The 23,240-nt window shown below is 38.8% G+C and carries 21 protein-coding genes; 3 read left to right on the top strand and 18 right to left on the bottom strand.

Annotated elements, in window-relative coordinates:
- Positions 1–54: 54 nt before the first annotated feature.
- The 4 genes from secA to AB3217_RS03195 all read right to left on the bottom strand — a co-directional run bounded on the left by secA (position 55) and on the right by AB3217_RS03195 (position 5,357).
- Positions 55–2,421, bottom strand: a complete 2,367-nt coding sequence (secA, locus tag AB3217_RS03210) for a preprotein translocase subunit SecA (protein ID WP_367365662.1) — start codon at positions 2,419–2,421, stop codon at positions 55–57.
- A gap of 230 nt (positions 2,422–2,651) precedes the next feature.
- Positions 2,652–3,215 (bottom strand): ribosome hibernation-promoting factor, HPF/YfiA family, encoded by a 564-nt coding sequence (raiA, locus tag AB3217_RS03205; protein WP_057784332.1) that lies wholly within the window; start codon positions 3,213–3,215, stop codon positions 2,652–2,654.
- 137 nt (positions 3,216–3,352) lie between these two features.
- Entirely contained in the window at positions 3,353–4,042 is a 690-nt protein-coding gene (locus tag AB3217_RS03200; protein WP_260266947.1) for a ComF family protein, read from the bottom strand.
- Entirely contained in the window at positions 4,008–5,357 is a 1,350-nt protein-coding gene (locus AB3217_RS03195) for a DEAD/DEAH box helicase (protein ID WP_057784330.1), read from the bottom strand. The genes AB3217_RS03200 and AB3217_RS03195 overlap by 35 nt, the downstream gene beginning before the upstream one ends.
- A gap of 48 nt (positions 5,358–5,405) precedes the next feature.
- Between AB3217_RS03195 and AB3217_RS03190 the strand changes: the two genes are divergently transcribed.
- Entirely contained in the window at positions 5,406–6,050 is a 645-nt protein-coding gene (locus AB3217_RS03190; protein ID WP_057784329.1) for a YigZ family protein, read from the top strand.
- Positions 6,051–6,083: 33 nt separating this feature from the next.
- On the opposite strand, the gene AB3217_RS03185 is transcribed toward AB3217_RS03190, so the two are convergent.
- The 4 genes from AB3217_RS03185 to groES form a co-directional block, all read right to left on the bottom strand.
- A complete protein-coding gene (locus AB3217_RS03185) occupies positions 6,084–7,292 on the bottom strand; it encodes a glycosyltransferase family 4 protein (RefSeq protein ID WP_367365661.1) in 1,209 nt (402 codons plus the stop codon).
- 248 nt (positions 7,293–7,540) lie between these two features.
- Positions 7,541–9,376, bottom strand: coding sequence for an APC family permease (locus tag AB3217_RS03180; protein ID WP_367365660.1), 1,836 nt, complete (start codon positions 9,374–9,376; stop codon positions 7,541–7,543).
- 673 nt (positions 9,377–10,049) lie between these two features.
- Entirely contained in the window at positions 10,050–11,681 is a 1,632-nt protein-coding gene (groL, locus tag AB3217_RS03175) for a chaperonin GroEL (protein WP_367365659.1), read from the bottom strand.
- 31 nt (positions 11,682–11,712) lie between these two features.
- Entirely contained in the window at positions 11,713–11,997 is a 285-nt protein-coding gene (gene groES / locus AB3217_RS03170) for a co-chaperone GroES (RefSeq protein WP_057784470.1), read from the bottom strand.
- 230 nt (positions 11,998–12,227) lie between these two features.
- On the opposite strand from groES, the gene AB3217_RS03165 reads away from it, so the two are divergent.
- Entirely contained in the window at positions 12,228–12,836 is a 609-nt protein-coding gene (locus tag AB3217_RS03165) for a lysostaphin resistance A-like protein (RefSeq protein ID WP_367365658.1), read from the top strand.
- Positions 12,837–12,840: 4 nt separating this feature from the next.
- On the opposite strand, the gene AB3217_RS03160 is transcribed toward AB3217_RS03165, so the two are convergent.
- Entirely contained in the window at positions 12,841–13,464 is a 624-nt protein-coding gene (locus AB3217_RS03160) for a redox-sensing transcriptional repressor Rex (protein WP_068807880.1), read from the bottom strand.
- Positions 13,465–13,577: 113 nt separating this feature from the next.
- Between AB3217_RS03160 and AB3217_RS03155 the strand changes: the two genes are divergently transcribed.
- Complete coding sequence (locus AB3217_RS03155; RefSeq protein WP_068807883.1) at positions 13,578–15,521, top strand: ABC-F family ATP-binding cassette domain-containing protein; 1,944 nt, start codon at positions 13,578–13,580, stop codon at positions 15,519–15,521.
- 65 nt (positions 15,522–15,586) lie between these two features.
- Here the strand turns inward: AB3217_RS03155 and AB3217_RS03150 are convergent, their stop codons facing one another.
- From AB3217_RS03150 to holB, 9 genes are all read right to left on the bottom strand, one after another.
- Positions 15,587–16,582 carry a serine hydrolase gene (locus tag AB3217_RS03150; RefSeq protein WP_057784474.1) on the bottom strand — a complete coding sequence of 332 codons (996 nt, stop codon included), beginning with the start codon at positions 16,580–16,582 and terminating at the stop codon, positions 15,587–15,589.
- A gap of 20 nt (positions 16,583–16,602) precedes the next feature.
- The gene (gene tsaD / locus AB3217_RS03145) at positions 16,603–17,640 is read right to left on the bottom strand and encodes a tRNA (adenosine(37)-N6)-threonylcarbamoyltransferase complex transferase subunit TsaD (protein ID WP_367365657.1); all 1,038 of its coding nucleotides are present in this window, start codon (positions 17,638–17,640) and stop codon (positions 16,603–16,605) included.
- A 7-nt stretch (positions 17,641–17,647) separates the two neighbouring features.
- On the bottom strand, positions 17,648–18,223 hold the full coding sequence (rimI, locus tag AB3217_RS03140) for a ribosomal protein S18-alanine N-acetyltransferase (protein WP_057784476.1): 576 nt from the start codon (positions 18,221–18,223) through the stop codon (positions 17,648–17,650).
- Positions 18,207–18,932 carry a tRNA (adenosine(37)-N6)-threonylcarbamoyltransferase complex dimerization subunit type 1 TsaB gene (gene tsaB / locus AB3217_RS03135; protein WP_057784477.1) on the bottom strand — a complete coding sequence of 242 codons (726 nt, stop codon included), beginning with the start codon at positions 18,930–18,932 and terminating at the stop codon, positions 18,207–18,209. Before tsaB ends, rimI begins: the two co-directional genes overlap by 17 nt.
- A 156-nt stretch (positions 18,933–19,088) precedes the next feature.
- Complete coding sequence (gene galE / locus AB3217_RS03130; RefSeq protein ID WP_057784478.1) at positions 19,089–20,084, bottom strand: UDP-glucose 4-epimerase GalE; 996 nt, start codon at positions 20,082–20,084, stop codon at positions 19,089–19,091.
- Positions 20,085–20,146: 62 nt separating this feature from the next.
- The gene (locus AB3217_RS03125; protein ID WP_057784479.1) at positions 20,147–20,908 is read right to left on the bottom strand and encodes an acyl-[acyl-carrier-protein] thioesterase; all 762 of its coding nucleotides are present in this window, start codon (positions 20,906–20,908) and stop codon (positions 20,147–20,149) included.
- A gap of 31 nt (positions 20,909–20,939) precedes the next feature.
- Positions 20,940–21,821, bottom strand: a complete 882-nt coding sequence (gene rsmI, locus AB3217_RS03120; RefSeq protein WP_057784480.1) for a 16S rRNA (cytidine(1402)-2'-O)-methyltransferase — start codon at positions 21,819–21,821, stop codon at positions 20,940–20,942.
- A 13-nt stretch (positions 21,822–21,834) separates the two neighbouring features.
- Positions 21,835–22,179 (bottom strand): DNA replication initiation control protein YabA, encoded by a 345-nt coding sequence (locus AB3217_RS03115; protein ID WP_068807896.1) that lies wholly within the window; start codon positions 22,177–22,179, stop codon positions 21,835–21,837.
- A 38-nt stretch (positions 22,180–22,217) separates the two neighbouring features.
- The gene (gene holB / locus AB3217_RS03110) at positions 22,218–23,222 is read right to left on the bottom strand and encodes a DNA polymerase III subunit delta' (protein ID WP_057784482.1); all 1,005 of its coding nucleotides are present in this window, start codon (positions 23,220–23,222) and stop codon (positions 22,218–22,220) included.
- Positions 23,223–23,240: the final 18 nt, after the last annotated feature.

Here is a 23,240-nt window from a genome sequence, read left to right as displayed (position 1 = left end):
AAAAGATTGGCCAAAACATAGTGTTTTGATGCCAACCTTTCTTTCTGAACCAAATTATCGTTGGATATTTTGACGAATCTCTGACTTCAAGAACAGACGAGTTGCATCATATTCAATATCTGAAACCATTTCTTCAAACATACGATAACCATCAGATTGATATTCAACTAATGGGTTTAATTGACCATAACCACGTAAACCAATTGATTGACGGAGTTGGTCCATTGCATCAATATGCTCAGTCCAATGGGCATCAACAACACGCAAAATAACAACCTTTTCAAACTCCAACATTTGTGCTGGATCATAGAGCTGCTTTTCTTTTTGAGCATAGATTTCCTTTGCTCTGTCCAATAAGTATCCCTTAATTTCCTCTGATGTTTTACCTGCAAAATCGCTAAGCCCAATACTATCTTCATTAACCATATTCGATTTAGCAAAATCTAAAATAGTTTCTAGATCCCACTTCTTCTTGTCAGGTCCTTGGGTGTGCACATCCACAACTTGGTTGACAGTCCGCTCAATCATTGGCACCATGACATTCTTCAAAGAAGTTTTTGCCATGATAACACGCTGACGTTCGCCATAAATAACCTCACGTTGCGCACGCATCACATCATCGTACTGTAAAACATTCTTACGAGAATCGTAGTTATTACCTTCGACTCGTTTCTGGGCAGACTCAACTTGTTTGGTAATCATGCGACTTTGAATCACCGCATCATCATCAGAAACTTTAAGTCGTTGCAATAAATTCTTAATTCGTTCGGAACCAAAACGAATCATCAAATCATCTTCAAGTGATAAATAGAATTGAGACATACCTGGATCACCTTGACGACCTGAACGGCCACGAAGCTGATTATCAATTCGTCGTGACTCATGACGCTCAGTACCAATTACGGCCAGTCCACCTAATTCCTTAACCCCAGGGCCTAACTTGATATCAGTTCCTCGACCAGCCATATTAGTTGCAATCGTTACAGCACCTTTTTGACCGGCATTCATAATGATCTCAGCTTCCTTGGCATGGTTCTTTGCATTCAAAACAACATGTGGAATTTTTTCTTCATCCAACAAATGTGACAAATGTTCAGAAGTTTCAACCGCCACAGTACCTATCAACATTGGTTGTCCTTTGGCATGCAACTGCTTGATCTCATTTACAACAGCATTAAATTTACTTTCCAAGGTTGGATAAAGAAGATCAGGACGATCATCTCTGATCATTGGACGGTTAGTTGGAATAGAGATAACTTCCATGTTATAAATTTCACGAAATTCTTCTTGTTCAGTTTTAGCAGTACCGGTCATCCCTGATAGTTTATGATACATACGGAACAAGTTTTGATAAGTGATATTGGCCATGGTCTTGGTTTCTTCTTGAATCTCAACGTTTTCCTTGGCTTCAATGGCTTGATGCAGCCCATCAGAGAATCGACGACCTTGCATAACTCGTCCTGTAAATTGATCAACAATTAAAGCTTCACCGTCTTGCACAACGTAATCTTTGTCTTTTAACATGATGTAATTAGCACGTAACGCTTGATCCAAATGATGAGTTAACGAAGCGTTATCCACATCATAAAGGTTTTCTAGATTGAAATACTTTTCAGCCTTTTCAATTCCATTATCAGTTAAAGAAATTGATTTTGATTCCCAATCGATCTTGTAATCTTTTTCAGCCGTCAATGTTTTTGCAAAGCGATCCGCACGACGATACATATGAGTACCATTTTCTGATTGTCCAGAAATAATCAATGGTGTTCGGGCTTCATCAATTAAAATGGAATCAACTTCATCAATGATCGCAAAATTCAATGGTCGTTGAACCATATCTTCTTGGTAAACAACCATGTTATCCCGTAAATAATCGAAACCAATTTCACTATTGGTTGAATACGTAATATCAGCCGCATAGGCAGCTCGTTTTTCTTCTGGTGATTTTTCTGCAATGTTTAAGCCCACGCTCAAACCGAGCCAGTTATATAACTCACCCATTTCAGTCGCGTCACGGCCAGATAAGTATTCATTAACTGTGACAACATGAACACCTTTACCAGCCAAAGCGTTCAGATAAACTGGCATTGTAGCAGTTAAGGTTTTTCCTTCACCAGTTTTCATTTCAGCAATATTACCTTCATGCAAGACAATACCACCCATGATTTGGACATGGAATGGGAAAAGACCAAGCACACGTTTGGCACCCTCACGAGCAACCGCAAAAGCTTCTGGTAAGATGTCATCTAAAGTCTCACCATTTTTTAAACGTGCTTTAAGTGCAGGTGTTTTTGCTTGTAGATCTGTATCAGGTAATTGACTGTACTCATCTTTATATGCTTCAACTTTGTTAGCCAAACGGTCCAAACGTCTTTGGTCACGTTTATCACTTTCAACCCATTTTCTTAATACATTAGCCATTCAACAGTTCCCCTCTTAAATCTAAACTTTTTCATTTTTTAAATTACATATTTGTTATTCTAAAAACTTGTAGACCATATAACATTTTAACATTACTACGCCTATTTTTAAACAAAAGAGTTAAGAACCTCGCATTAACTATACAAAAAGAACTGAAAATCAAGAAATCAGATTTGAAATCACACTCAAATCGATCACTTTCTTTTCAGTTCACAGGTTATTTTATTTAACTAATCATCAGATTCAATCAAGCCATAACGGCCATCATTACGACGATAGACAATGTTAACAGCATCAGATTCAGCATCTTGATAGATAAAGAAATCATGTCCCAACATATCCATTTGTAAAACGGCCTCTTCGCTGTCCATTGGTTTTAGTGAAACACGTTTTGTTCTTACAATATCAAATTTTGATTCAGATGAATCTGTATCTTCATCATCGGCATCAAGATCTGCACCGGGAACTTCAACGCCTTTATATCCCTTTTCACGAGATTTACGATTAATTTTTGTTTTATATTTGCGGATCTGGCGCTCCAACTTATCAGTGACCAAATCAACACTTGCATACAGATCAGGTGATGTTTCTTCAGCTCTCAGTACCAAATATGGAAGTGGAATTGTAACTTCAACCTTGGCTGTCTTGTCTGGATGAACCTTTAGATTTACATGAGCCTTAGCATTCACACTAGAATCAAAATATTTTTCTAGTTTACTAATGCGTTTTTCCACATAATTTCTAATTGCTTCTGTCACTTCAATATTTTCGCCACGTACATTAAAATCAAGCATAAATCTTCTCTCCCTTCAGTAGCAAGCATTTGTGCTCGCCCAAACACGATATTGAAAGGACCACTCTTCTAATATCTTGCTTAATTCCATTATAAATGAAAACGCTATTATTAACAAATAAAAACGAAAAAAATTTATTATCGACATAACGTCACACTGTCAACTTTGCGACATCCCGCCGCATACAGCGTTTCGGCAGCATGTCGAAGCGTTCGTCCTGTGGTATAAACGTCGTCGAGTAACAAAATCCTTTTATTTTTAATCTGTTCCGGACATTCTACATCAATTTGAAAATGATTACTAGTTTTCAAGCGTTCTCGTCGTTTCTTTTGTGACTGTCTTTTTTCCTTCTTTTGACGATCCATCACAAGAAGGTCCGTTGTGGAGAGCTCTGTAAGTAATCCAGTCACTTGATTAAACCCACGCGTTTGCCAGGTTTGGCGATCTATCGGTAAAGCCACTAAAAAGTCCACCTCTGTCTGCATGCCAATAAAATGAGAAAAAGTGACATCAAAAACGTGCCGTAATTGATAATTACCTTGGAATTTATAATCGTGCATATACGTTTTCATTGCTTCATCATATTGAAATAATGCTCGATTTGAAAAATCATAAGTTGTTTTAGCTTGCCATTTTAGACAATCTTGGCATAATTTTCGAGAATTTTGCTGTCGACCACACCCTTCACAGCTCATCTCCCGATCAATTTTATGAAAGGCCGCTAAGCAATCTGAACAAGTTGTTGTAACCCTTTTCTTTTGGGGTAACATCAGAAAACCTAGCGGCCATGATTCACGTATTTGGCGATGACACAGCAGACAGTCCATTTTCTTCCTCCTTTGCCTTGTGGTTAACAAACTTTATTTGTTGAATGGCTTTTTTCACAGACCGAGATAGTCCCGCACAAATAAACAAAACGTTACCTGTGGGGCGTTTCGGACTCCGACCCACCCGACCAGCTATTTGAACCAAAGCAGCTGAAGAAAAAGTATCATCATCTGCACCAAGCACACAAACATCAATTTCCGGGAAAGTCACCCCGCGTTCTAAAATAGTCGTCGTAATAAGCCCATTAACTTCGTGATCACGCATCAATTGCACTTTTTCTAATCGTTGATCGTCTGCCGAAAAAACGGTTGTCACGTACAATTTGGGAAAAGCTTGATTGACTGCCTTTTGCACAAACTCTAGATGACTAATGTGCGGAACAAATAATAGAAATTGTCGCTTAGATTCTTCACACTGTTTAAGAAACTGTTTCACGGCACTTGGCAATTTCTTGTTTTGGATTTTACCATACCAGTTTAAGGCTAACTTTGTTTGAATTTCCGGCAGTGGAAAGCCATGAAAACGACGCGGTAAATAGCTAACTTGTAGTTGCTTTTGATGAACCTTTTTTAATAACTCATCACCAGGAGTAGCTGTTAAAAACAAACAGGAACCCGTTGTCTTCTTAGCTTGTGCTGTCGCAAATAACAGTTGCTTATTTTGCGCATAGGGAAATGCATCTACCTCATCAATAATCAAAACATCAAAAGCATGGTAAAATCTTAATAGTTGATGGGTTGTGGCAATTGTCAATTGTGTGTAGCGGTAGGGTTCAGTTTGCCGCCCATGCAAAAGCGTAATCTCTACATGTTGAAAAGCGGCTTGCAGCCGTGGGAAAAGTTCTAAGCAAACATCTACTCGTGGCGATGCCAAACAAACTCTTTTACCATCCTTAAGTGCTTCATTGATTCCCGGGAAAAGCATTTCCGTTTTTCCGGCTCCAGTGACCGCCCAAAGCAAATGATCTCGACCTTGTTGAAACGAGTGAATAACTTCTTTTGAACAGCGTTTTTGACTGGTTGTTAATTGCCCTTGCCACGTTAAGTAGTGATCCAACTTTTTGAAATGATTGGGTTCCACTAAAGTGAAGAAATTATCTAAAGTAGTTACCCGCCCTAATTGAATACAGGCGGGACAATAAAATTCTTCATGTGGTAGCGCAACTTGCGCTTTAACTAACCAAGTATTGCATCGTAGGCAACGCACTCGTTTTTCTGATACAAGCATGGTTGGCATTTTTCTTAGTTTAAACGTCGTATTTTTCTCTGCTCGTGACATGAGTACTAAACGACCATAAAAATCAGATTTTTCCATTTTTCATCCCCAGTTAATAACATACGTAAAAGAAAGGTGATATTTTTTATGACAAGTAATTTTATTACAATTTCAAAAAACGGCTCTCATGAACTTGAGATAAAAAAATCACGCTTCATTGCTACGGGATTTCGCATTCAAACCGAACCAGACGTCAACCAGTTTCTCACTCAAATCAAAACAACCCATCACAAGGCTAATCACCATTGCTTTGCTTACATGCTTGGCAATGATAATCATATTCAACGGGCAAGTGACGACGGAGAGCCTTCAGGGACAGCAGGGGTTCCAATTTTAGAAGTCCTTCAAAAAAATGAGGTGCACAACGTTTTAGTCGTCGTTACCAGATACTTTGGTGGTATTAAATTAGGTGCTGGTGGTTTGATCCGAGCATACAGTAATTCAACCTCGCAATTATTAGATGAAATCGGGTTAGTTGAACGTATTGAACAAACCGATTTGCTTCTTACCATTGATTATTCACAGTTTGATCCACTCACACACTGGTTAAGCGTTCATAAACTAATGATTCAGGATACACAATACACTGAAAAGGTCCAAGTTACGGTTCCTGTAGCGACACCACAAGTTGAAAATTTTGAAAAAAAGCTCACCGATTTTTTCAATGGTCGCATTTCATTTCAATCTCAAGCCAACCAATTTAATGAAATTCCTTTAGATAATAAGCATTAAAAAATCTGCCCAAATATGAATCGGACAGATTTTTTAATGCTTATCTTTTTGATGAGACTCAGAACTAGCCTTTTTTTCTTTTTCTTGCTTTTGTGCTTCTCTAATCTTTGCAACTCGCTGCTTTTCTTCTCGCTCAGTTTCGAGTTGATTACTGGCTTCTTTAGACGTATTCGAAGTCACAATCTTTTGAATCCAGTTTAAAAGTGGCCGCCGATCCTGTCCCACAAGCCCGATTGCCTCCACAAACAGCTCCAGACCAATTAAAATTCCAATGGTGAGCAAAACAGAGCCCCAAATAGGAGAAATTGGATAAAGTAACGCAATAAATGAAAAAATAAGTGAAATACCATAGATCACAAAAACTGTTTGCCGATGCGTTAACCCCATTTGCATCAATCGATGGTGTAAATGACGTTTATCCGCATGTGAAATTGACTGTTTATTCAAAATTCGTCGTAGCATTGCAAAAACGGTATCCGTAATTGGCACACCTAAAATCATCACAGGAATAATGACAGATATAAACGTTGCATTTTTTAACCCTGACAATGAGAAAACGGATATCATAAATCCAATAAATAGAGCCCCAGTATCGCCCAAATAAATTCGCGCCGGAAAGAAATTATAAGGCAAAAAGCCAATTTCTGCTGCTACCAGTGTAAAAATCATCACAACTGTGTAAATATCTGGCGTCGGTAAGAAGAACAAACCTGTTACCCCAGTTGTAAATAGAGCAATAATCGAAACTCCGGTAGCCAAACCATCCAACCCATCAATTAAATTAATGGCATTCGTGATTGCTGCAATCCATAGATAAGTAATCGGAAAACTCAACCAGCCTAAACCAACCGTGCCTAAAAATGGTATCGTCAACGTGGTCATTCGTACATTTGCAAAAACAAAGACTTCTATTGCCGCAAGTGAAATCCCGATCATTTTTTGATAAGGTTTTAACACAAAAATATCATCAATCACACCAGTAATCACGATGATACATTCGCCGCCAAAGATGCCCCATAACTGTCGGGTTGGGATTTGCGCTCGCAACAAAAAGAAAGTTGCAAAATTAAAAGCCAAGAAAATTGCCAACCCACCCATCGTGGGCATGGAAATCTTGTTTACTCGTCTTGCAGAAGGCTCATCCACAGCGCCAACTTTAAAAGCGAGTCGTCTAACAAACGGTGTTAACACAGCAGATATAATTGCTGTAGCAAATAAACTTACAATAATTTCAAATCGCATGTTAGACCTCTTTTCTAGATATTATAACTATTATACAAACCCCACAAACGTAACACAAGTTCAATTCAAGATAACATGACTACTTTAAATCAAACAAAAGAAAGAGAAAAAATTCGGTTTGTTTCTGGGTATAGCCTAAACTAAGCGGAAAAATCTGGCCTTTCCAACATTTTAGAAATATAAAGAGGCCGCGCAAAAACATAATTTTTGCGCGGCCTCTTATTCACACACTTAAAATAATAAGCTTTTTACTCATTTAAATGGTAATGATACGTTGAAACAATGATATTTTCTCGTGAATTCAACGCTGCTCGTAATCGCAAACCAGTTTGGTTATGCAAAATATTTTGCCAAGGTCGACGGGGCACAAATTGTGGCACAAGCACAGTCGTGGTGTAGTTTCTTTCTGCCGCGCGACGTGCAATGACATCACAAAAACGTAATGTTGGATTAGCAATTGAACGATAGGATGAATGAATATCCACAAACCTAACATCCGGATACTCTGCCTTGAATTCAACCGCCGTTTTGTGCTCTTTTTTGGGATCCGCATCAAAGGAAACGTGCATGGCAATGACATAGTCCCCAATCGAACGGGCATAATTAATGGCTCCTGCTGTCACTCTCGTTACGTTGCTGACTAACACAATGACTGTTGATCCATCATAGTCATGCAGCTGAACTTTTCCTTTAGCCGCAATTCTGAGCTGCTTAGCCACTTTAACGTAGTGTTGATGAATTTTATAAAACAAACGTAAAAGAGCTGGCATAACAATTAGATATGGCCAAACATTGCCAAAATGTAAGAAGAACAAGCAGATAACCAGACCAAATGATAAAGCCGCACCAAGTAAATTAGCTGATGACTTTAATAACCAGTGTCCGGTTCGCTCACGGAACCAATGAATGATCATCCCTGATTGTGAAAGTGTAAATGGGACGAAAACTCCGACGGCATATAATGGAATTAAGAGACTAGTTTGACCATGGAAAATGATAATTAAAACAATCGCTCCGACCGCTAAAGAAATAATACCGTTTGAATAGCCTAAACGATCTCCCCGATCCATATAGGCATGGGGCATATATTTATCTTTGGCCAAATTGTAAGCCAACATCGGAAAGGCCGAAAATCCAGTATTTGCGGCCACAGCTAAAATCAAAGCTGTTGATAACTGCAATAAGTAGAATAATAAACCGTGACCAAACACGCTTTCCCCAATTTGAGAAAGGACAGTTTGATTAGCGTTTGGTAAAATTCCACCAGCATAACTTAGAAAGGTAATTCCGGCAAAGAAGACAGCCAAAATTAACGCCATAATAGCTAATGTGTTGGCCGCATTTTTTCTTCGTGGTCGCTTGAAGTTAGGAACCGCATTACTAATTGCTTCAACCCCAGTTAAGGATGAGGAACCTGATGACAATGCCTTTAAGAAAAGGACAACTGTCATCCCTGGTACGGCCGATCCAACACTGGCCGCAGCGTGGGCAACTACTCGTCCGGTAATAATATTGAAAAAGCCTACCCCAATCATAATTGTGATCATAATGATGAACAGGTATACCGGGAAAGTTAAAAACGAGGCTGAATCACGTAGGCCACGTAAATTAAGTGACATAATTCCGATTACAATCAAAATTGCGATGGGCACCGCATAGGCATGCAAACTTGGAATTGCCGAAGTAATGGCTTCGGTTCCTGAAGTCACACTAACAGCAACGGTTAGCATGTAATCAACTAATAAAGATCCTCCAGCTACTAATCCAGCAGATTGTCCCCAGTTGGTGCTGGCCACAACATATGCCCCACCACCTGATGGATAGGCATTGATGATCTGCCGGTATGAAATCGTAATCGCGAATAGCAGAACCAACACAATTCCTGCAACCGGTAATGCATACCAAGTCGCTGCCGCCGAAAGAACCAACAAAACGGAAAGAATTTGTTCAGTTCCGTAAGCGATAGATGACAAAGCATCTGATGACAATAAAGCTAAGGCTCTAAACTTTGTTAATGATTGTCCACCCTCGTCCAAAGTCTTAAGCGGTTTTCCAATCAAGAGCCGTTTTAGATAACGCCACATTTTATAATGCTCCTCTACAAAAATAAAATTAACCCGAGCAAAAACTCGGGCAGTGCAAATCAAAAATAAGTTTACTACAAATGAACTTGTTATACTATATCAAGTTTTCATACTTTCATGAAATTAGCTTACGTAAAGCAAAACTAATTACCTCGCAGTCCATTCAAACACATCTCACAATGAAGTGCAACTTTAATATTCATTTCCATTTTTCAATTTAAGTTTACGTGTTTTTTGAGGATCTAAAGGTTGAAAGTATCAAAATTATTATATCAGTGTGTTGATCGCAAAGATTAGACTTAGTCTGAAAGCAAATGGGCTCAGTAGTGTCGTTTATCTTAGCGGGTTTCCTTAGATAAAGGCCGAGCTTGGGGACGTGGCTTGCGGCACCAAGTCGTGCCCACTATTCCGCCTAGTAATGATGATTTTCGTTCCGAAAATCTTTTTTGCTCCAGTCGATGTCGATTCTTGTGGCAAGCTCGGCCGCAAGAACTCGCACTACGTTCCAGCCCAAATTTGCTGGAAGACGGCATTTTATTTAATTTTGTTGCCATGAACATTTTCATATCAAGCAACAAGATAAGTTTTTGTAGTTTCGACCTTTAGTTGAGGATATAAAAAAGCCGTAAAATTAGAATTGAATCTAATTTTACGGCTTTAATTGTTTAACGAATTACATCATGCCGCCCATGCCACCTGGTTGTGGTTGTGCACCGGCTGCTGCATCATCTTTGGGTTCTGGTTTGTCAGCGACAACGGCTTCAGTTGTTAACAACAAAGCTGAAACACTGGCTGCATTTTGTAAAGCAGAACGAGTAACCTTAGTTGGGTCAACGATTCCGGCTTTAACCATGTCATCCCAGTTACCAGTAGCTGCATTATAACCAATACCTGGCTTCTGCTTCTTCAAGTTTTCAACAACGACAGAGCCTTCTGCACCAGCATTCTCAGCGATTTGACGAACTGGTTCTTCCAAAGCACGTTTAACAATGTTGATACCTGTTAACTCGTCACCATCAGCTTTAAGGCCATCAAGAGATGAAATAGCATTAACTAATGCTGTACCACCACCAGGAACAAAACCTTCTTCAACAGCTGCTCGAGTAGCATTCAAAGCATCTTCAATTCGATAGTTCTTTTCTTTAAGTTCAGTTTCAGTAGCTGCACCGACACGGACAACAGCCACACCGCCTGCTAATTTAGCTAAGCGTTCTTGTAACTTCTCCTTATCAAAATCAGATGTAGTTTCTGAAATTTGTTGTTTGATTGTCGCAACTCGTTCTGCAATCTGATCCTTGTCACCAGCACCTTCAACGATTGTTGTGTCGTCTTTTGTGACAGTAACCTTGTTTGCTTGGCCTAATTGATCAATGGTTGCATCTTTTAAGTTCAAACCTAGATCATCAGTGATTACAGTACCACCAGTCAAGGTTGCGATATCTTCAAGTTGAGCCTTACGACGATCGCCAAAACCTGGTGCCTTAACAGCAACAACATTAAAGGTTCCACGCATCTTATTCAATACCAATGTTGGTAAAGCTTCACCTGTAATATCATCAGCAATGATTAAAAGTGAACGACTTTGTTCAACAACAGATTGTAACAATGGTAAGATATCTTGAATATTGCTAATCTTCTTATCCGTAATTAAAATGTAAGGATTGTCTAAATCAGCTTCCATTTTATCGTTGTCAGTTACCATGTATTGAGACATGTATCCACGATCGAATTGCATTCCCTCAACCACATCAAGGGTTGTATCAACCCCACGTGATTCTTCAACAGTGATGACACCATCGTTTCCAACCTTTTCCATAGCGTCAGCAATTAACTTACCAACTTCTTCGTTAGCAGCTGAAATTGAAGCAACCTGGGCAATATCGTCCTTAGTTTTAACATCATGTGACATCTTGTGAAGGCCTTCAACGGCAGCCTTTGTTGCACGTTCAATTCCGCGACGGATACCAACTGGGTTGGCACCAGCAGTCACGTTCTTCATACCTTCATTCACAATTGCCTGGGTCAAAACAGTAGCTGTTGTGGTACCATCACCAGCAATATCGTTAGTTTTTGAAGCAACCTCCGATACTAACTTAGCACCCATGTTTTCAAAATGATCTTCAAGGTCAATCGCCTTAGCAATCGTCACACCATCATTTGTAATTGTTGGTGAACCATACGATTGCTCCAAAACAACGTTGCGTCCTTTTGGTCCAATTGTTGATTTAACAGTGTCAGCTAATTTGTCGACACCCTTTAACATCTTTGTCCGTGCATCTTCAGAAAATTTTATTTCTTTTGCCATAAATATTTCACCTCAAGAATTCTAATTTTAGTTAGTCAATAATTGCCACAATATCTTTTTCATGAAGTACCAAGTACTTTTTATCTTCATATGAGACTTCAGTACCGGCATATTTATCAAATATAACTGTGTCACCGGTTTTAACAGAAGGTGCAACCTTTTCACCGTTATCTAATACGCGTCCATCACCCACAGCAACAACCTTGCCGCTTTGTGACTTTTCCTTAGCATTGCTTGCAAGGACGATGCCACCAACAGTTTGTTCTTCTTCTTCCTGTGCTTCTAATATCACGCGATCTCCTAATGGTTTTAACAAAATGAATCCCTCCAGTTATTTATTTTATAAATTTAGCACTCTTAACTGCTAAGTGCTAACAACAATATTTACTATATCATTCTCAAACTAGAATGCAAGCATTTTACTGACCTTTTTTGACGAAAGAATTCAAAAGCCTTTAAACATGCTATACTATAGTAATATTTGTGAGGTGTCGTCAGTTGAAACTTGAAAAGAAATCTATCTATATCTTAATTACGTATTTAATTGTGTATCTTTTGCCAAGCTTCCTAAATAGCTTTTTTAAATTCACACACAGCATGATCTTTAGCGTCCAAATTATCGATTATTTAGCTGGTGCACTAATTTTAGGCTTTTTGGCATTTCATAATATGCCCCAAAACCTTCCCGAAAAAAAATCGAGTCATACCTGGCAGATTATTCTGTGGGGCATTCTCGGTTTTATTATTGTCATATTTTTACAGAGCCTTATCCTCAAAGTAACCGTTCAAACTGGTGGAAGTGCAGCTTCTCAAAATACGAGTGCCATTTTAAAAATCATCAAAAATTATCCCTTATTTGTCTTGCCCATTATTATTGGCGCTCCCATTATGGAAGAAATTGTTTTTCGAAAAACTCTTTTTGGAAATCTCTCAAATCTCTTTGGCTTTTTAGGCCCTAAAGTCTCACAGATACTAACTGCCTTGATTTCTAGTGGCTTATTTGCAATCGCTCATTCGGACGGTCATATTGTGCTCTATGCCACTATTGGACTATGGTTTTGTTGGCTGTACCATCATACCGGCAAAATTCAAACCTCGATGATTGCTCACATTCTAATGAACTCTTTAGTTGTCCTCCCTTTTCTAGGGCTTTGATCATTTAACCATGATTAATGGCATAAATTAAAGTTTGTAATTCATTGGTAAGATCAATATTTTGAATACGAACGCCTTCTGGCACAGAAATCCGCACAGTGGTGAAATTCATGATTCCTTTAATGCCACCCTGGACTAACTCGTCCACTACTTTTTGGGCAATTGTGGCTGGAACCGTAATAATGGCGATTTCAATCCGTTGATCCTTCAGCTGTTCTTGTAATTGTCTCATGTCATAAACAGGCACATTACTTTGCACGGAGCCAATCAATTTAGGATTAACGTCAAACGCCGCACTGATCCTGACATTGCTATTTTTATGAAAATTAAAATTTAACAAGGCATGGCCTAAATTACCAACCCCAATGAGGGCAACGTTTGTAAGCGTGTCTTGATCCAATATCTTTTTAAAGAAATCAATTAATTTGTGAACGTCATACCCATATCCGCGCTTCCCTAATGGCCCGAAATAGGAGAAATCGCGGCGAATTGTGGCCGCATCGACTTGAATTGATTCGGCTAACTCAGCAGAAGAAACTCGCAACTTGTTTGCATACAATAAATTATTTAAATATCGATAATAAAGTGGCAACCGTTTAGCAGTTGCTTCTGGAATTTTTGTTTCCATTTTGTAAACCTCCAATGAAGTTTGTGAATAATTAACAAACTTTATTCTACCACTTACTACAGAAAACAAAATTTAAGATATAATAAAAGAGCAACACGAAAGGATGAATGATTGTGATCTTATTACAAGCCCAAGATGTTAGCCGTGAGTTTAGCGGTGAGCCCTTGTTTTCTCATGTAACTTTTGACATTCAAGAACAGGATCGAATCGGTTTGGTTGGACGTAACGGCGCCGGCAAAACCACCCTGCTTAAGATGCTAATTGGCGACACTCGTCCAAATTCTGGTGAAATCACAACCAAAAAGGACCTTTCAATAGGCTATCTGGCTCAAAATCAAGGCCTGAATACTGATAATTTAATTTGGGATGAAATGCTGACTGTTTTTAAGGCTGTTATTCAACTCGAAAAAGAAATTCATGAACTAGAAAATCAACTTGGTGATCCCACTGTCATTGCAAACGCAAAAGAATTCGAAAAATTATCTAATTTGTATGATCAAAAACAGCAAGAGTTCAAAGCTCGTAATGGATTTGGCTACCAGGCTGAAATTCGTGGCGTCTTACACGGCTTTGGATTTGAAGAAGCCGTTTACCAACGGTCAGTAAACACCCTTTCTGGCGGTCAAAAAACAAAACTGGCCTTAGCCAAACTGTTGTTGGAACAACATGACTTACTAGTTTTAGATGAACCAACAAACCATCTTGACATGAATACGTTGGCTTGGTTGGAAAAATATATCAAATCATATAGTGGCGCTTTACTCATAGTTTCTCATGACCGGTACTTTTTAGACCACGTTGTGACACGAACTCTTGATATGGATCGAAAGACATTAACTGCATACACTGGTAACTACTCAGCCTATGTCGATCAAAAGGCTGCCCGTTTGAAAACGGAATGGAAAGCCTACGAAAAACAACAAACTAAAATTGATAAGTTAGAGGATTTCGTTAACAAGAATTTAGTGCGTGCATCTACAACGAAACGGGCGCAAAGCCGTCGTAAACAATTGGAAAAAATGACTGTTTTAGATCGTCCTACCGATAACAACGCAGAAATGCATTTTCATTTTGCAGCTAACCATGCCAGTGGTAATGTGGTATTAACCGTTCAAAAGGCCGCCATTGGTTACGATGATCACGTTTTGTCTGCGCCAATTAATATCGAGCTTAATAAACATCACGTCTTAGGAATTGTGGGTCCAAATGGAATTGGTAAATCAACGTTATTGAAAACTATTCTGGGTAAAATTCCTTTGCTTGATGGCACGGTCAGACTTGGTGCTGGCGTTGAAATTGGCTATTATGATCAGGAACAACATAACCTTGATGATAAAAAAACGGTTTTGAATGAATTATGGGATCAGCATCCCCTAGTTCCCGAAAAGGACATTCGCTCACTTCTTGGTAGTTTCTTATTTTCTGGTGATGATGTCTTAAAGCCGGTGAAAAACCTTAGTGGCGGCGAGCGAGCTCGCTTATTACTCACTAAACTGACCATGCAAGCTGACAATTTTCTTATTTTGGATGAACCGACGAATCATTTAGACATTGATAGCCGCGAGGTGCTTGAAAATGCTCTTAATGACTTTGATGGTACTGTCTTGTTTGTTTCTCATGATCGGTATTTCATTAACCGGGTTGCAACCGAAATACTTGAAATTTCACCTCATGGAAGTCAATTGTTCTTAGGTGATTACGATTATTATTTAATGAAAAAAGCAGACCAAGAAACTAATTCTGTAGACGCAACTGATGGGACTGATGACGTTTTCAATTCTAATGAAAGTACGAAGCAACAAGACTACCGTGCTTCCAAAGAAAATCAGAAGATTCAGCGAAAATTGCAACGAGAAGTTGATAAACAAGAAAAACAATTAGATGAACTTTCTGAAGCTGAAACGCAAATTCAAACCAAAATGGCCGATCCCCAATTTTTTAACGATCATTTAAAACTTGAAGAATTACAAAACAAATTAACCGAAACACAGGATAAAATTACACAGGTTGAAAATAAATGGACCCAACTTAGTGAACAACTCGAAAAATTGAATTAAAAAAGGCCAAATTTCAAAATCACGTGATGTGTGACTACGAAATTTGGTCTTTTTTAGTTTAATAACTAGTCTTCGAAAAATAAGTCAATTAAGCGATCCCGATCTTCACTCCATCGGCTGTTTTCCCGAGTTGGGTAAATACGGTTAGTTAAAAATACAAACCCACGTTTAATTTCAGGATCAAACGATAAAATGGTGCCAGTATAGCCAGTCTGAACATACTGTTCCTTATGGTTAACACGTCGCCAACCCAAAGTGCGCCCATTTTCATCATAGCTTGCCATTAAATCAAACAAGTTAGGATCCAAAATTTCTTTTTTCTGATATTTTCCCCGATTAATCATCATTTCAGTAAAAACAGTTAAATCGCTCAAGGTAGAAAAGAGTCCAGAATGACCACTTTCTCCATTTAGTAACAGTGCCTTGTAATCATGTACCTGGCCTTGAATTTGGCCTCGTTGGGCATCCACTTCGGTCGGCACAAACCGAGACTTCGGTCGGTTCAAATTGTAGCCAGTATTAGTCATTGCCAACGGGTACCAAATATGATCCTGCACACTTTTATCAATCGAACCATTTAAAGTGCGAATAATTAAACCCAACAGAATAAAACCTAAATCTGAATAAACCGTCTTTTCTCCCGGTTGATACACCAGTGGATCCTCGTACAACTTTTTGATGAGTTCCACACCCGTCAAATTGCGTTCATTTTCTACATCGGCTGGCAAACCACTATTGTGCAACAATAGATTTTCAATGGTCACCTCTGGATGTGAAAAGCCAGGCAAATAAGCCGTAACAGAATCTTTCAGGCCTAATTCATGAATTGCCAATAACTGAAAAACACGGGTAGTTGTTGCCACTACTTTGGTTAATGAAGATAAATCATAAATCATAGAAGGATCTAAACGTTCCGCAAACGCATCTTTACCTTGAAAACCATGGTAAAAACTATCGATCTGATTTTCATTAATAAAACTAAACGAAGCGCCATAAATATCACCACGATCAATAAACATGTCGATTTCGTCTTTCATTTTAGTAAATTTGTTATCTGTCATCTACTTGTCTCCACTTCGTTTTATTTGACGGCATCTGGGACCCAGTCAAATTCTAAACTTGGTTCTGCATTTAAACTTGCGTCCGCAAAAACATGATGTTTCATAGCTACATAACCAGCCGCACCAATCATTGCAGCGTTATCCCCACATAATTTGAGAGGCGCTTTAACAAAATCCAAGTCCGGATATTGCTCACTTAATTTTTCTGACAAGGTATCACGCAAACCATGATTTGCGGCAACCCCTCCGGCTAAAATCAGCTGTTTAATGGAAAACTGTTCGCATGCCCATAATGTTTTCTCCACAATGACATCGATGACACTTTGTTGAAAACTAGCCGCTAAGTCAGCCCGATCCAAAGTTCCATTAATTTGGTCTGCATGATGCACAGTATTAATAAAAGCACTCTTTAGACCACTGAAACTAAAATCAAAGTTTTCTTCGTGCATCATAGCGCGAGGAAAATGAAAACTATCTTTACCCTTGTGTGCTAATTCATCAATGTCCTTGCCCGCTGGATAAGTTATTCCTAACACACGGCCAATTTTATCATAAGCTTCGCCAGCCGCATCATCACGAGTTTCGCCAATAATTTGAAATTCATTTTCATAAGGCATATATACTAATTCCGTATGCCCGCCTGAAACCAATAAAGCTATCGCAGGAAACTCAATGGGCTTAACAAATCGAGCCGCATAGATATGACCTGCCATATGATTCACTGGAATCAATGGCAAGTTATTCGCATAGGCAAACGCTTTGGCGGCCGCAACGCCAACTAACAATGCTCCCACCAATCCTGGACCATATGTGACCGCAACTGCCGTTAAATCGGTTGTTTTCACATTTGCTTCTTTCAATGCTTCATCAATACAAATTGTGACCTGTTCAATATGATGACGACTAGCCACTTCTGGCACAACGCCGCCAAATCGTTTGTGACTATTGATCTGCGTTGCTACCACATTTGACAAAATCTTTTCACCATTTTCAATGACTGCCACACTGGTTTCATCACAGCTGGATTCAAATGCCAAAATCAAGTTTTTCTTATCCATAATTCTCCTACTCTTTTTGTGTCAGTGCCAATGTCATATCAATGGCATCTTCATGATCGCCAAAGTAATAATGGGCCTTGACACCGGTTTTCTCAAACCCTAATTTTAAATACAACGCCTGGGCGCGCGCATTACTTTTGCGGACTTCGAGAGTGAGCTTTTTATAACCAATAAATTCTGCCTTACCAATCATTATTTTGAGTAAATAAGACCCAATTCCCCGGTTCTGTTTATCTTCAACCACAGCCACATTTGTAATATGGGCCGTCTTTGTTCGATCGTCAAAAGAGGCACCGATAAAGCCAAGCATGCGATCGTGATACCGAATCACCAAATAAAGTCGATCAAACTTACGGCGTAGTTCATTCGCAAAGGCCGCGCGATCCCAAGGAGTCTGTCCTTCATAGACAGAACGTTCCACATTCAAAATATCTGGAATATCTGGGATCATGGCTTTGGCAATAAAATAAGTGTCATCTTCAATTTGAATGACATGATCATGAATTTCAAATGCTTGTTCTCGTAATTGTTTAGTACGATTAAAAAAACGATTTTGAATAAGTTCTCTAAATTTTTTCAACATACGGCTTCGTATCCTCGTGTGGATGTTTTTTCTTCCATTCAACTTCTGCTTCCGTCAAACGTAAATATTTGGGCACAAAATTAAAGGGATGCTCAACCGGTTTCTCGTTTAAGCCGAGCTGTCCTAATACATATGCATCTGGCAAATCTTGTGCACGCGATACCCTGTGAAAATTATCAGTCAATTGTAATTTTAGGGTTTCTTCATAAATGGAAACGTCTTGCCCAATAAACCACACAGGGACTTGCATTTCTAACAGATTAGCAATTAAATGTTTAATTGAAATATGACGGTCGGCCATAATCGTCTTCATTTCGGTAGCAGTTCGTTGGTAAATTCCAGCAAACACATTATCTCTTCTGGCATCAAATAAAGGCACAATGATTCGACCCTCGTCGTTCACATTAGCTGCCAATGTCTTTAAACTAGAGACACCAACCAAATCAACGTTTAAAGTATAGGCCAATGTCTTTGCAGTAGTTGTAGCAATTCTTAAGCCTGTATATGAGCCTGGTCCTTGTGCCACAACAATTCGTTGCAAATCTTCTGCTTCCAACCCAGTTTGTTTCAAAAGTGTTTCTACAATTGGCAACAACTGAATGCTATGATTTTTTCGAATATTGGTAGTCGTCATGGCCAATAGCTGATTATCATCCAAAACCGCTGCACTTAACGGTCGATTTGAAGTGTCCAATGCCAATACTTTCATAATACGTCCTTTTCATTAAAAATGTTTATAATTACTTTATAGTTAAAAAACTAACTTTTCGTATTCTTCCCTAAATATCTTATCACAATTTCCATGATGAATGACAATTGATAAAAAAGAACTCGAAATCATTAACGATTCTCGAGTTCTCCAGTTTTAGTTTTCGTCTTCAAAACCATTAGGATGCTTTTGGGTCCAATTCCAAGCCGTTTTAATAATTTCATGAATATCGTCATATTGTGGTTGCCACTTCAAGACTTCTCTTGCCTTATCGCTCTTAGCAACTAACGTATCTGGATCACCTGGACGGCGGGCCGCAATTTTAGCTGGGATTTCTTTGCCTGTTGCTTGACGGGCCGCTTCCAAAATTTGTTTAACTGAAAATCCAGTTGAGGATCCTAAGTTAAACGCATTACTCTCATTACCTGCCTGTAAGTACTTCATAGCCAAAATGTGAGCATCTGCCAGATCAGTGACGTGGACATAGTCACGTACATTTGTACCATCTAGTGTCTCATAATCATCACCAAAAATTTGTAATTCTGCCCGTTTTCCAGATGCTACTTGTAAAACAATCGGAATTAAATGTGTTTCTGGATGATGATCCTCACCAATACTACCATCAGCTGCAGCCCCGGCAACATTGAAATAACGCAAGGCTACAAACTTAATTCCATAAGCAACGTCTGCCCAATGCATGATTTTTTCCATCATTAACTTACTTTCACCATAAGGATTGATAGGTGCTTGAACGTCTGTTTCTTTAATCATGGCATTTTCTGGATTACCATAAGTTGCTGCTGTTGACGAAAAGACAATGCGTGAAACATGATTAGCATGCATCGCTTCTAATAAAGTAATGACACCACCCGTATTATTATCAAAATACTTCAGTGGATCCTTCATTGATTCAGGCACAATTGAAAAAGCTGCAAAATGAATCACCGTATCAATTGATTCTTTTTGAAAAACTTGATCTAAAAATGCACGATCTCGGACATCACCCTTATAAAAGCGGGCTTGCTTAGAAACTGCCTGTTGATGACCTGTAACCAAATTGTCAATAACGACAACATCTTCATTTTGTTCAATCAACCTTTTGACCATATGTGATCCAATGTAACCTGCTCCACCAAGGACTAAAACTGACATAATTTGCCTCCCCGTATTTCATAATTTATGACTCGATTATACCATAACGATTACACAACAAATTAATTAGCTGTTACTGTTTTCCAACTACATTCTGCTTCGCAATAAATTTCGCCATTAACTGTCATTTTATGTAACGTATTTATCTCGGTATCTGTTTCATTTGTTTTGACAACTTCACTTTTCACAATGTGACCATATTGGATTTCCTTGTGATACTGAATGTTCAAGCGAGTTGGAATGTGAGTTTGTAAAAATTCTGCTGGTAATACATCAAGCAGCCATTCAAAATAATGCGAATTATTGACATGCCCGTTAGTATCCAAATCAAAGTAACGCACAGGATACTCTTTTGAAACAGTTCCTTGGTCATCCGTAATTTTCGGAACACGTGGCAATCTGGTAATGCGTTTGACTTCATCACTACCATATGGATCAAGCAATTCAGGGATTAGTTTTCCCATTCGCCGTGTTTTATGATTCATTAAAACAAAGTTACTGTTAGCTTCTAATAACGAATTTCCTGCTTCATCAGCAATTGAAAAACGTCGTTCACAGAAAAATTTGTTATGCGCGGTTGCTTCGGTTGACAACTCGATGGTTGAGCCGATTTTGGGGAGATCATTAATGGTCATTAAATACTGTGTGACTACCCATCCCACACCGTACTTTGAAACTTCTTCCGTACCAACGCCAAGTTCTTCGCTCTGATCTTCAGAAGCCAAAACCATTAAATTTACCAACATTGGAATTGAAGCATGATAAGTACGATCACCGTCATAATATACTAATCGATGTTTCTCACTAAATCTTTTTCCTGCCAAGTGGTTTCCTTCTTTCATTTTCTTGATTTATCTATTTTGAATCCCGTAAATGGTGATAAGTTGCATAAACATCTTGTTTCTTCAGCCCACGCAATTTTGCAACCTGTTTAATCGCATCATTTGGTTTTTCACCGGTACTAATAAGATTAGTAACTTGATCTTCCACAGACATTTCTGGTAGAGCTTCTTCTGGATTTTCTGGATGAGCATTTCCTTCAACGATGACTACAAACTCACCACGAATTTCATTATCCGTTGCCCAGTCCAAAAGTTCCTGAATGCTACCTCGTAAAAACTCTTCAAACTTCTTCGTTAATTCTCGACACAAAACGGCCGATCGGTCCGCACCAAATATAGCACTCATATTTGTGAGTGTTTTTTTTAGTCGATGTGGCGCTTCGTAAAAGATCAAAGTCTCTTCTTTGTTTGCTAGTTTTTCTAGCTGTCGTTTCTGCTCAGCAGGCTTTCGATTTAAAAATCCAAAGAAATAGAACGGTTGGGGTGACAACCCAGATGCAATCAAAGCTGTTAAACCAGCATTAGCTCCCGGCAAAGGAACCACCGAGATAGCTTGTTTCACACAAGCAACCACTAAGTCGTGCCCTGGATCGCTGATTGAAGGCATCCCCGCGTCACTAACTTGGGCAATGTTCTCCCCATTACGCAAGCGTTCCACCAACTCTGGAACCCGTTGTCTCGTATTATATTCGTGAAAACTAATCTGTTTCGTTTCAATATCAAAGTGATTTAATAATTTTTGTGTATTTCTTGTGTCTTCCGAAGCAATAATATCCACTTCTTTTAATATTTCAACACTGCGAAATGTCATATCACCTAAATTGCCAATCGGTGTTGGTACAAGGTAAAGAATTCCACTAGTTTGATTTTTGGCAAAACTTTTTTGTGATTGCACGCTTCAATCTCCTTTACCGATCTCCATAAATGACATCAAGACAAAATGCACATGGCTCATCATTTTCTCGATGCTTACCAAACCATTCATTACAAACATGATATCCACGTCCGTATAACTTCTCCAGATTTTTCCGTGATTTAGAGAGACCATGCTTAGTGCTCTTTTGGGCTTCTTTTTTAGATGGCCGTTCGTACTTCTCTAATTGTTCGCGCAGGTGATCATTTTCAATCACTAATTCTGCATTTTCTTCTAGAATCTCTGCCATTCCACTCTGCAGTTCTTTGATTTGATCTAACATTTTTTGTGTCTGATCTTGAATGCCATTAAAACTTTCATATATTTCCCTTTTATTCACAATCTCACCTCATTCACAGTTATTAAATCTCAGAGTACCTAATAAATTTGGCACAACTTGATGGTCAAAGATTCTAATACATTTTGAAAGCTTACATTTCGATTCAATAAGCTTTTGGCCTCTAAGGCTTTTTCAGTAGCTTGCATCAAAGTTGAAGAAGATTTGGTCATCAAGGATTTTTCAATTTGTGGATCTTGATTAGGAAAACTCAATCGCAAATTCTGCGGATTGACTTTTAAAAGCAAGGCTTCTCGACAATATAACATCACAATATCGAGAATTAATTGTTGCGAATCCTTTGTCTTTGCCAAACCAATGATGTTAGATTGCACTTCTACAAAAGCGCGCATATCTTTTTGAAAGGTCAATAAAAACCAACGACTGAGTGCCGATTGCACCTGTGATAGCCAATCATCTTTAACCCAATTTTCGACCTCAACTACACTATTAGTCAAGTTCATTGCCACTGCAATTAAACTCGGCGTGATTTGTTTTTCTTGTAACTGAGCCTTAAACTGCGCCGGAACTAAGGGCTTTAGCTCCACAACTTCAGTCCGTGAAATAATGGTCGGTAGCATTAAGTTTTTATTCGTTGTTAATAGAAAAGCCGTCACATTCGGACTAGGTTCTTCAATGAACTTCAACAAACTGTTGGCCGCTCCAGCTGTCATTTTATCCGCATCAGAGATAATGAAGATTTTTTGATTTCCTTCAACCGCACTTTTGGTAAACTCTGATTTAAGAAAACGAACTTGATCAACTTTAATACTTAGACCATCAGGTTTGACAATGACGACATCTGGATGCTGTCCAGTACTAATTCGTCGGCATTCCTGACATTGCCCACAAGGTTGATTTCCTTTCACATTTAAACAAAAAAGACGCATTGCAATCCACGTTGCTAATTCGTCTTTTCCAATTCCTGATTCTCCAGCAAACAAATAAGCATGTGCCAATTTGTGATCAGCAATGATCTGGGCAAAATGTTTGAGTAACTCTGGTTGTTTATTTGAAACTGCCGTTTGAATTTTGTCTTCAGTCATTTGCTGCTCCTTTGTTGC

It is taken from the genome of Pediococcus parvulus, assembly GCF_964063155.1.
Lineage (GTDB): Bacteria > Bacillota > Bacilli > Lactobacillales > Lactobacillaceae > Pediococcus > Pediococcus parvulus.
The sequence above is the reverse complement of the archived record's forward strand: the minus strand, read 5'-3'. Positions and strand labels throughout refer to the sequence as shown.